Genomic DNA, 8,546 nt, shown 5'->3' with positions numbered 1-8,546 from the left:
AAATAAATTTGAAATGTTCTTGTGAAAGTAGTTCTGAATTCTCAGGTACAAATTAATTCTATTGAGATATAAAAAAGTCTGCCCCATCAAAAAGGCAGACTTTTTCTATAAATTAACTTGTGTTTTTGCCGATAGGAAATTACTAAAACTCAAAAACAATTTTAGCTTTCGATTGTCTGTTTTCTACCAAAGCTAAAGCCTCTTGAGCATCAGATAAATTGTAGATTTTAGGTTGTTTCATTTTTATTTTACCTTCTTCAATCCAAGACAGGATTTCATTAAATTTATTAGCTTCAAATCTTGTGAAAGTCATTTTTCCATTGATACCGAATTTTGCTAATTTCTCTTGATTTGGAGGTTGGGTTGTTGAAACAATGATTCCACCTTTTTTCACAATAGCATAAGATTTTGCTAAGGTTTCGCCACCGACTAAATCCAAAATCACATCTACATCACTCAATTCCGTAGAGAAATCGGTTGTTGCATAATCAATCACTTGGTCGATACCTAAATCCTGAAGTTCTTGGATGTTATCTCCAGTTGCAGTTCCAATCACATAAAGTCCTTTGTTTTTTGCAATTTGTACTGCTATTTGACCAACAGCACCACCTGCACCGTGAATTAATAATTTTTGACCGCTCGCAATTCCTGCATCTTCAACAAGAGCTGTGTAAGCTGTTCCCAACGAAAAAGGTAAGGTAGAAGCTTCATTAAAACTAATAGATTTTGGCTTTAACATGGTTTCGTTTTCATTAACCGCCACATATTCAGCATAAGTACCACCTTGCATAAAATTAGGCATTAACATCACTTCGTCTCCAATATTGAAATGTGTAACTTCGCTACCTAATTCTTCAATAATTCCTGCACCTTCCCAACCTAAAGTAAAAGGAAAATTTTTCGTCATTTGACCCGAAAAATATCCAAGACGAATTTTGTAATCTACAGGATTTACAGCCGATGCCTTTAGTTTTACCAAAACTTGATTGGGTAGTGGTTTTGGGATTTCGATTTCGACAGACTTTAAAACAGAATTGTCTCCGTATTGTTCGATTTGTATTGCTTTCATTGTTTTTCTTAAAATTAATTCGGCAAATTTATATACTTTTGTCTAATTATTGGACTAATCATAATTGTTGTTCATACGTAAATTTTTTAGACTAATGGAAAATAAGGAATCGAGGAAGCTTAAAGACTATAATCCCGAAAATTGTCCGATGATTTATTCTTTGAATAAAATTGGTAATCGTTGGAAATTATTAATCCTGCATTATATCCAAAGAGGGCAAAACAGATACAGTACTTTGCAAAAGGCGATTCCCACGGTGAGTCGACAAACGTTGACCAATCAACTCAGAGAATTGGAATCGGACGGAATTTTGGAAAGAGTGATTTATCCTCAAATTCCCCCAAAAGTTGAATATCATTTGACAGAATTGGGTTTGAGTTTGAAACCCATCCTTTCAGAGTTAAGCAAATGGGGATTGGAACATCGAAATACCGAGGGTATTAAAGAAAAAATTTAGGAGAAATAGTTTGAATTTCTAACTACAGTTTAGTTGAAGTTTGGCTTAGATTTTCTTTGGCTTTTTCTTACTTAAAGACCATCGCATTGCAAAGCATATTTACAAATGGAAAAATCTTGGGTCTGGGTATTTGAACTCGAAATTCAATTCCGATATTAGTTTTGCGGACGAAATTTTTCTCCCTTCAGGTTCGATACTTTCTGATATAGAACTATCTTTTTGAGCGTTAATAACATCAGCTTTACTCGGGTGATTTGGTGCTACAACATTATAGATTTTAGATTCAGATTTTAGTGAAATCATTTTTTTGATAACCGAACAGATGTCGGAATAATGAACATGATTTACAGGTTGCTCCAAATTTGAAACATTGTAATTGCTCAACAACCTTTCATCGCCCATTAATCCTGCCAAACGTAGAATGTTGACTTTCGGATATTTTTCTTTTATTATTCTTTCGCTCGAGACATTTTCAGGTAACAGGTCTTCTTCGATAAAATCTTTTTCAAGTTGAGGATAGACTCCAGTTGAACTCATTATGAAAATTTGGCCTTTAAAATCTCCAATAAAGGATGATAAATTCTGAACTCTGTTCAATAAAGAAGTAGTTCCACTTTTTTTCTCGGAGAAAGGTATGGTGATGATAATGGTGTTCAAATCATCAATAATTTCCCAGTGTTTAATTTCATCAGACAGCTCATCCGTAAAACGAACCATCGTTGGATGATAATTTTTGGAATGTAGTTCTTCCTTTTTGTTTTCCGAAGTAGTGGTGACAAAAATCTCGAAATCTTTCGAAAGATATTCAGCAAGCCTTAAACCAAGCCATCCACAACCAATAATTCCTATTTTCATCTATTTGTTTTTTGAGTTTAAAGTGAAAAAGAAAAAGGATTTAAAATGAAAATATTTAAGTACGGTCATGAATTTTTTATTGAGCAAATTTAAGACAATTGAATGGAAGAAAACTTGAGATGGTAATTATTAGCAGTTATTTTAAGAAAGAATAAATTGAAATCATCAACATCATCCGAAATTATGGACTGAAAATGATGGAGGAGGAGAATATCCAACATTAGAAATTTTTTATTTTTAGTAATCGGGCAATTTTAGGGAAGTCACAAATCTCGATTTAAAAGTATTAATGATGTCTCGGATACGTTTGTTTTTTATTTGAAAGTCGTTTTTACTAAAATTTATTATTCATTTTTAGGAAAAGATCTGAATATTAATTAGTAATGATGTAAATTTGATATTGAATGAGGATGACTTCCTAAGAAAAAATTCTGATGGTAAATGGTTTACAATCTGGATTTAGAAGGTATAATTTTCAATACTTGTTATGTTAGTTACTGTTGTTACCATATTGTATATTCTGATTTTGGTGGCTGTTTGTTTGCGTATAATTATGAATACAAGCACGCCAAGTAAGGGATTAGCATACTTATTATTGGTTATTTCGATACCGATATTTGGAGTGTTGTTCTATTTAAGTGTTGGGCTCAATTACCGTAAAAAGAAACTTTACCAACGCAAGATTGAAATAGATGAAAAAGCTTTTCCAGAGCTTCAAAATAGAATTCAGGCTTTCTCGAAGGATGTGCTTAATAGGCACGTCAACTTGCTTAGTCAATATTATCCGCTGTTAAGTGCTTCTTATTTCCGACAGGTGGTGTCAGACAATAATGACGTAAAAGTCTTAATCAATGGTGAGAATAAGTTTCCTGATGTATTAGAAGCTTTGAAAAAAGCAAAACATCACATTCACATCGAATATTACATTTATGAAGATGACTTAATTGGGAGACAGTTAGCTGAAATATTGATGGATAAGGCTCGTGAAGGAGTAGAGGTTCGCTTTATTTATGATGATTTTGGGAGTAGAGGCATCCGGAAGAAATTAGTGAAAGAACTGAGAGCTGCTGGTGTTGAAACTTATCCTTTTTATAAAATAAGTTTAATTCATTTAGCTAATCGAATTAACTATCGAAATCATAGAAAAATTATCATTATTGATGGCGAAACTGGATATGTTGGAGGTATTAATGTTTCGGATAAATACATCAACAATTCCGCAGATAAACTCTATTGGCGAGATACCCATTTGAAATTAATAGGTGGGGCAGTCCTTAATCTACAATTTGTATTCTTAACCGATTGGAACTTTTGTTCTAATCAAAATATTGCCTTTTCCAATGCCTATTTTCCACCAAGTACTTTACAAGGTGATTTTGGAAAGACTGTAGTACAAGTTATTTCCAGTGGACCAGATTCTGATTATCCCAATAATATGTATTCTTTGATACAAACCATCTTATTGGCAAAAAAAGAATTGCGGATTACAACTCCCTATTTTATACCAGAAAAATCATTTATGGATGCGGTGAAGATTGCTGCTTTGAGTGGGGTTAAAGTGAGTTTGTTGATTCCTGGTGTATCTGATTCGTTCATGGTGAATGCGGCGTCTCAGTCCTATTATGAGGAGTTATTAGAAGCAGGCGTACGGATTTTCAAATATGTAAAGGGATTTGTTCATGCGAAAACTTTGGTGTGTGATGATATGGTTTCTGTTGTGGGAACGGTAAATCTTGATAATAGAAGTTTTGACCTCAATTTTGAAATTAATGCAGTAGTCTATGACCAGCAGATTGCCCATCAACTGTCTCAGCAATTTGAAAAGGACTTGCAAGATGCGAAAGAAATTAATTTGGAAGAATGGCAAAAACGATCTGTTTTTTCCAAATTAATTGACAAAATACTGCATTTGTTCTCCGCTCTTATGTAAAATTAAAATTTTTGTGTATCAAAAGGTCATTGTTTTGGAGGTCTGCTTTTTTGTAAATGACGCTTATTCCTTTTCAATCATTTTTTTACGATGATTAATGCCCCAACTGTACATCTCGTTAATCAGATTTGAAAGCGTTTTGCTATAAGGCGTGAGTTTGTATTCAACTGTTACAGGTCGTGTGTCTAAAACGGTTCGTTCGACCAAGCCATTCATTTCCAATTCGGAGAGTTCCTTGGATAAGATTCTTGGGGTAATTTCTGCAAGTTTTACTAATTCATTAAACCGAAAACTGCCTTCTCTCATCATAGAAAGTAAGACCAATTTCCATTTTCCACCGACAACATCCAAAGTGTCTCTCATGGCCATCCTTGCCTTTTTACAGGCATCTTCGGTGTGAATTCTTTCCTCTGTACTCATGATAGTATCCTTTTTGTAAGTAATATTCTTTTGATATTAGGTTACAAACATACAAAACAATTTCTACATTTGCGTCAGAAAAATCGAACTCAGTTTTTTTGAGGGAATTTTTCAAATGAATATAGATTGAAAACTTAAAAAAAATATTTAAAGATGAAACTTTTAGAACCATCACAATTAGCAAACCTTAGTTTAAAAAATAAAATGGTAATGGCGGCTATGACCAGAAGCCGTGCCAATCAACAAGGGGAAGTTGGAGAAATGACTGTTACTTATTATCAACAAAGGTCGAGCGCAGGAATGATTTTGAGTGAAGCAATCAATATTTCTGAAGATGCAATTGGAAGTCCATTCACACCAGGACTTTTCACACCCGCTCAAATTGAAGCTTGGAAAAAAGTAACGGATACGGTACATCAATCAGGTGCGAAAATTGTTGCTCAGTTATGGCATACTGGAAGAGTGGCGCATTCGGTAGATAGAAATGGAAAACTTCCAGTTTCTACTTCTGAGGTGGCTATTGAAGGAATGCAACATTTCACTTCACAAGGAATGAAAGATTTTGAAACGCCAAGAGCTTTGACTTTAGAAGAAATTAAACAAACCATTCAAGATTACAAACAAGCTGCTATTAATGCTATTGAAGCAGGTTTTGATGGTGTTGAATTGCACGCTGCAAACGGATATTTGCCACATCAGTTTTTGTCGGATAACGCTAACTTAAGAACTGACGAATACGGTGGAAGTATCGAAAACAAAAGCCGTTTTATTTTAGAGGTGATGAAAGAATTAATCGATGCTATTGGTGGTGACAAAGTAGGAATTAAGATTTCGCCTTTGCACGCTTACGGTGGTGTTTATTTTGATGACCCTTTGAAAACCTTTACCTATTTAATTGGTGAATTGAATAAAATGGATTTTGCTTTTGTTGAATTAATGAAGAGAAATCCAATGTTTCCAACTCCAGAACATTATCCATCTGTTGATGAGGTTGAAGTTTTAGGGAAAGAAATTAAAGCAACGGTTATTGCTAATTCAGGTTACGACAGAAATTCAGGTGAAGCTGAATTAGAAAAAGGAATTGCAAAACTTATTTCATATGGTTCATTATTTTTAGCGAATCCAGATTTGCCAAAACGTTTTGAATTGGATGCAGAATACAATACGCCAGATAGAGCGACCATGTTTGGAGGCGATGCTCATGGTTATATTGATTATCCTTTCTTGGAAGCTTAAAATTAATCTACTAAAAATATAAAACGGTTTGAGTGATGCTCAGACCGTTTTTGATTTAGATAGCTTGAAATTTTTATCTATTTTCTATCCACTGAACTTTCAGTTTTCTTTTGGCGAATAACCATTGTCCGTCCACTTTTTTGTAAATATCTTCATAACGAATGGGTGCAATCATCAGCTTTTCGGTATCACCATCTTTGCTGTAATGATAAGCTCTGCAATAGACAATTCCTTCCGCTTCGTTTTCATTGAGCATCGTAATCAAACTTTGTCCGTTGAAATGCATGGTTTTTGGAAAAGGTGAAAGACTTGCTGTAATTAATTGCTTTAAATTTTCTTTTCCTTCAACTGTCTGAGTTGGTGTATCGGAAGTAGAATCGTAATAGATTTCAAGAGTAAAATCATCTGCAAAAAGGGCGACTTGTTTATCGGTTTCCTTGGTGTCTGCATAATTGGCGTAAAGGTCGATGATGGTTCGGATTTGTTTTTTGTTGCTCATGATTTTTTTCAGTATTTAACGGGTTTATTTTGTATAAGTTAAGTTTGCTAATTTCGTAATTTTGTTTCATAAAAAATTCAAAATGGACATAAAAGAAAAAGTTTTAAAAGCAATGAAAAAAGAGGGGACACCTCTTAACGCGGGTAAAATTGTAGAATTAACTGGTCTTGACCGCAAAGATGTGGACAAAGCCATGAACGAATTAAAAAAGGAAGAAGTTATCTTTTCTCCGAAACGTTGTTTTTGGCAGGCTAAGTAATTCCTACCGAATTTTGTTTTAAATCTATTTTTGAATTGAAGGGTCTTGGTTTTTCACTGCAAAAACGCCCCATTCTGCGATAGATTTCAAAACAGGAATCAAGGTTTTTCCAAATTCAGTCAGGGTATATTCCACTTTTAAAGGTGGTTTTTCGGAATAGACTCTTCGTTCGATAATTCCGTCATCTTGCAATTGTTGCAATTGCAAACTTAGAGTTCTTTCCGTTACAGCAGGCATCGATTTTCTAAGCTCGTTATAGCGCAACGTTCCATTAGATAAATGGTAGAGAATGACCGTTTTCCATTTTCCGCCAATAATTCCCATGGTTAAACTGGTGCAACAAGGGTACTCTTTTCCGTTGAATTTGAGGTGAGATTGACCGTTCATTTATAACTATCCTTTTTGTAAGTTCTTGCAAAGTTAAAAAACTATACTTATTTTTACAACTATAAAAATTATAGTCAAAATAAAAGAACATCTTATGAATTTAGAACAAACTTTAAACTGGCGTTATTCAACTAAAAACTTTAACCCAGAAAAGAAAATTTCTCCAACCGATTTAGAATTTTTGAAGGATGCACTTAGAATGAGTCCTTCGAGTGTTAATTTGCAACCTTGGCATTTTATTGTTGCACAAACTGAAGAAGGAAAACAACGTGTTGCAAAAGGAGCAGAAGGATTTTTTAGTTTTAATGCGTCCAAAATTACCAATGCTTCTCATGCAGTGGTATTTTCTGTAAAAACAGATTTAACTGAAGATTACTTGTTACAAGTGATGGAACAGGAGGTGAAAGATGGAAGAATTCCGAATGATGAAGTGAGACAAAAAATGCACGGTTCAAGAAACCTATTTGCGAACATTCACAAATTTGATTTGAAAGATGCGCAACACTGGATGGAAAAACAAGTTTATTTAAATATCGGAAACTTCTTATTGAGTGCTGCAAGTTTGGGTATTGATGCTGTTCCTATGGAAGGTTTAGATTTTAAAGCCATCGATGCAGAGTTTGGTCTTCGTGAAAAAGGGTACACAGCAATTGTAGTCGTTGGTTTAGGTTACCGTGCAGAAGACGATTTCAACGACCCTAATAAAACCCCAAAATCAAGATTCCCAGAATCTGAAATCATGACGATTATTTAAACCTGCTAATATTTTATTTGTTAAATATCCACAGTATTTTGCTTAATTTTCTTAAAATAATAAACTTTGTTTGTTCTTAATGTTAACATTAAGATATTCAGTTAATTAAGCGTTTTTTCATTAAGAAATCAAAAAGTTGATTTTTATTAAGAATCATTAAGCTGATTGCTCTCAATTGACTTCGTCGAACCTAAAGGTTTCCTTAATGTTAAATATATTATACAAATTTGGACCTCAATCAATCTCTTGGTTGAGGTTTTTGTTTTTTGTGGATGTATTGAAATTTAACTACCTTCCTAAAAATAAAAAAAAAACTTATGATTAACGTTATCGTCTCTTATCGCGTTCCGAAGGAATTTATTGAAACCAATAAAGCTAATATTGAAACGTTTTTGAAAGATTTTGAAAACTTAAATCAAAGTCAATTTTCTTATCAAGTTTTTCAAAAAGAAGACGAGCAATCGTTTGTCCATATTTCTAAATACGAAAACCCTGAAATCCAAAAGGAACTCTTGAATGTTCCTTCTTTCACAGCATTTCAAAAGCAAAGAGATGAAAGTTGTGATGATATTCAACAAGAAATAGAAGTTCTAAAATTTGTTGGAAGTTCGGGCGAATTTTAATTTTTTCTTGCCATAGGACAAGTTCATTTCATTCCTTAAATTTTTAATTTTACCTTA

The 8,546-nt window shown here is 33.6% G+C and carries 11 protein-coding genes; 6 read left to right on the top strand and 5 right to left on the bottom strand.

The window, feature by feature from the left end:
• Positions 1-142: 142 nt before the first annotated feature.
• Positions 143-1,069, bottom strand: a complete 927-nt coding sequence (locus AC4AGG_RS14330) for an NADP-dependent oxidoreductase (RefSeq protein WP_489772699.1) — start codon at positions 1,067-1,069, stop codon at positions 143-145.
• Positions 1,070-1,163: 94 nt separating this feature from the next.
• On the opposite strand from AC4AGG_RS14330, the gene AC4AGG_RS14325 reads away from it, so the two are divergent.
• Positions 1,164-1,526: a winged helix-turn-helix transcriptional regulator gene (locus tag AC4AGG_RS14325; protein WP_489772698.1), complete on the top strand. Its 363-nt coding sequence runs from the start codon at positions 1,164-1,166 to the stop codon at positions 1,524-1,526.
• Positions 1,527-1,625: 99 nt separating this feature from the next.
• Here AC4AGG_RS14325 and AC4AGG_RS14320 read toward each other — a convergent pair whose 3' ends face one another.
• Positions 1,626-2,381: a Rossmann-fold NAD(P)-binding domain-containing protein gene (locus AC4AGG_RS14320; RefSeq protein ID WP_489772697.1), complete on the bottom strand. Its 756-nt coding sequence runs from the start codon at positions 2,379-2,381 to the stop codon at positions 1,626-1,628.
• Between the two features lie 487 nt (positions 2,382-2,868).
• Between AC4AGG_RS14320 and cls the strand changes: the two genes are divergently transcribed.
• Positions 2,869-4,311 carry a cardiolipin synthase gene (gene cls, locus AC4AGG_RS14315; RefSeq protein ID WP_489772696.1) on the top strand — a complete coding sequence of 481 codons (1,443 nt, stop codon included), beginning with the start codon at positions 2,869-2,871 and terminating at the stop codon, positions 4,309-4,311.
• 63 nt (positions 4,312-4,374) lie between these two features.
• Here cls and AC4AGG_RS14310 read toward each other — a convergent pair whose 3' ends face one another.
• Positions 4,375-4,731: a winged helix-turn-helix transcriptional regulator gene (locus tag AC4AGG_RS14310; protein WP_489772695.1), complete on the bottom strand. Its 357-nt coding sequence runs from the start codon at positions 4,729-4,731 to the stop codon at positions 4,375-4,377.
• 153 nt (positions 4,732-4,884) lie between these two features.
• Between AC4AGG_RS14310 and AC4AGG_RS14305 the strand changes: the two genes are divergently transcribed.
• On the top strand, positions 4,885-5,967 hold the full coding sequence (locus tag AC4AGG_RS14305; protein WP_489772694.1) for an alkene reductase: 1,083 nt from the start codon (positions 4,885-4,887) through the stop codon (positions 5,965-5,967).
• Between the two features lie 73 nt (positions 5,968-6,040).
• On the opposite strand, the gene AC4AGG_RS14300 is transcribed toward AC4AGG_RS14305, so the two are convergent.
• On the bottom strand, positions 6,041-6,466 hold the full coding sequence (locus tag AC4AGG_RS14300; protein ID WP_489772693.1) for a nuclear transport factor 2 family protein: 426 nt from the start codon (positions 6,464-6,466) through the stop codon (positions 6,041-6,043).
• A gap of 82 nt (positions 6,467-6,548) precedes the next feature.
• Here AC4AGG_RS14300 and AC4AGG_RS14295 point away from each other — a divergent pair, with 82 nt between their 5' ends.
• Complete coding sequence (locus tag AC4AGG_RS14295) at positions 6,549-6,725, top strand: hypothetical protein (RefSeq protein WP_489772692.1); 177 nt, start codon at positions 6,549-6,551, stop codon at positions 6,723-6,725.
• A 24-nt stretch (positions 6,726-6,749) separates the two neighbouring features.
• Here the strand turns inward: AC4AGG_RS14295 and AC4AGG_RS14290 are convergent, their stop codons facing one another.
• Positions 6,750-7,112, bottom strand: a complete 363-nt coding sequence (locus AC4AGG_RS14290; protein ID WP_489772691.1) for a winged helix-turn-helix transcriptional regulator — start codon at positions 7,110-7,112, stop codon at positions 6,750-6,752.
• A gap of 94 nt (positions 7,113-7,206) precedes the next feature.
• Between AC4AGG_RS14290 and nfsB the strand changes: the two genes are divergently transcribed.
• Positions 7,207-7,866 (top strand): oxygen-insensitive NAD(P)H nitroreductase, encoded by a 660-nt coding sequence (gene nfsB / locus AC4AGG_RS14285; protein ID WP_489772690.1) that lies wholly within the window; start codon positions 7,207-7,209, stop codon positions 7,864-7,866.
• A gap of 317 nt (positions 7,867-8,183) precedes the next feature.
• Positions 8,184-8,489, top strand: a complete 306-nt coding sequence (locus tag AC4AGG_RS14280; RefSeq protein ID WP_489772689.1) for a hypothetical protein — start codon at positions 8,184-8,186, stop codon at positions 8,487-8,489.
• Positions 8,490-8,546 lie beyond the last annotated feature (57 nt).

Source organism: Chryseobacterium sp. CG10_8 (assembly GCF_058117085.1).
The sequence above is the reverse complement of the archived record's forward strand: the minus strand, read 5'-3'. Positions and strand labels throughout refer to the sequence as shown.

Coding starts and splice junctions, on each gene's coding strand:
- AC4AGG_RS14330 (WP_489772699.1), bottom strand. CDS start 1,069: ATGAAAGCAATACAAATCGAACAATACGGAGACAATTCTGTTTTAAAG.
- AC4AGG_RS14325 (WP_489772698.1), top strand. CDS start 1,164: ATGGAAAATAAGGAATCGAGGAAGCTTAAAGACTATAATCCCGAAAAT.
- AC4AGG_RS14320 (WP_489772697.1), bottom strand. CDS start 2,381: ATGAAAATAGGAATTATTGGTTGTGGATGGCTTGGTTTAAGGCTTGCT.
- cls (WP_489772696.1), top strand. CDS start 2,869: ATGTTAGTTACTGTTGTTACCATATTGTATATTCTGATTTTGGTGGCT.
- AC4AGG_RS14310 (WP_489772695.1), bottom strand. CDS start 4,731: ATGAGTACAGAGGAAAGAATTCACACCGAAGATGCCTGTAAAAAGGCA.
- AC4AGG_RS14305 (WP_489772694.1), top strand. CDS start 4,885: ATGAAACTTTTAGAACCATCACAATTAGCAAACCTTAGTTTAAAAAAT.
- AC4AGG_RS14300 (WP_489772693.1), bottom strand. CDS start 6,466: ATGAGCAACAAAAAACAAATCCGAACCATCATCGACCTTTACGCCAAT.
- AC4AGG_RS14295 (WP_489772692.1), top strand. CDS start 6,549: ATGGACATAAAAGAAAAAGTTTTAAAAGCAATGAAAAAAGAGGGGACA.
- AC4AGG_RS14290 (WP_489772691.1), bottom strand. CDS start 7,112: ATGAACGGTCAATCTCACCTCAAATTCAACGGAAAAGAGTACCCTTGT.
- nfsB (WP_489772690.1), top strand. CDS start 7,207: ATGAATTTAGAACAAACTTTAAACTGGCGTTATTCAACTAAAAACTTT.
- AC4AGG_RS14280 (WP_489772689.1), top strand. CDS start 8,184: ATGATTAACGTTATCGTCTCTTATCGCGTTCCGAAGGAATTTATTGAA.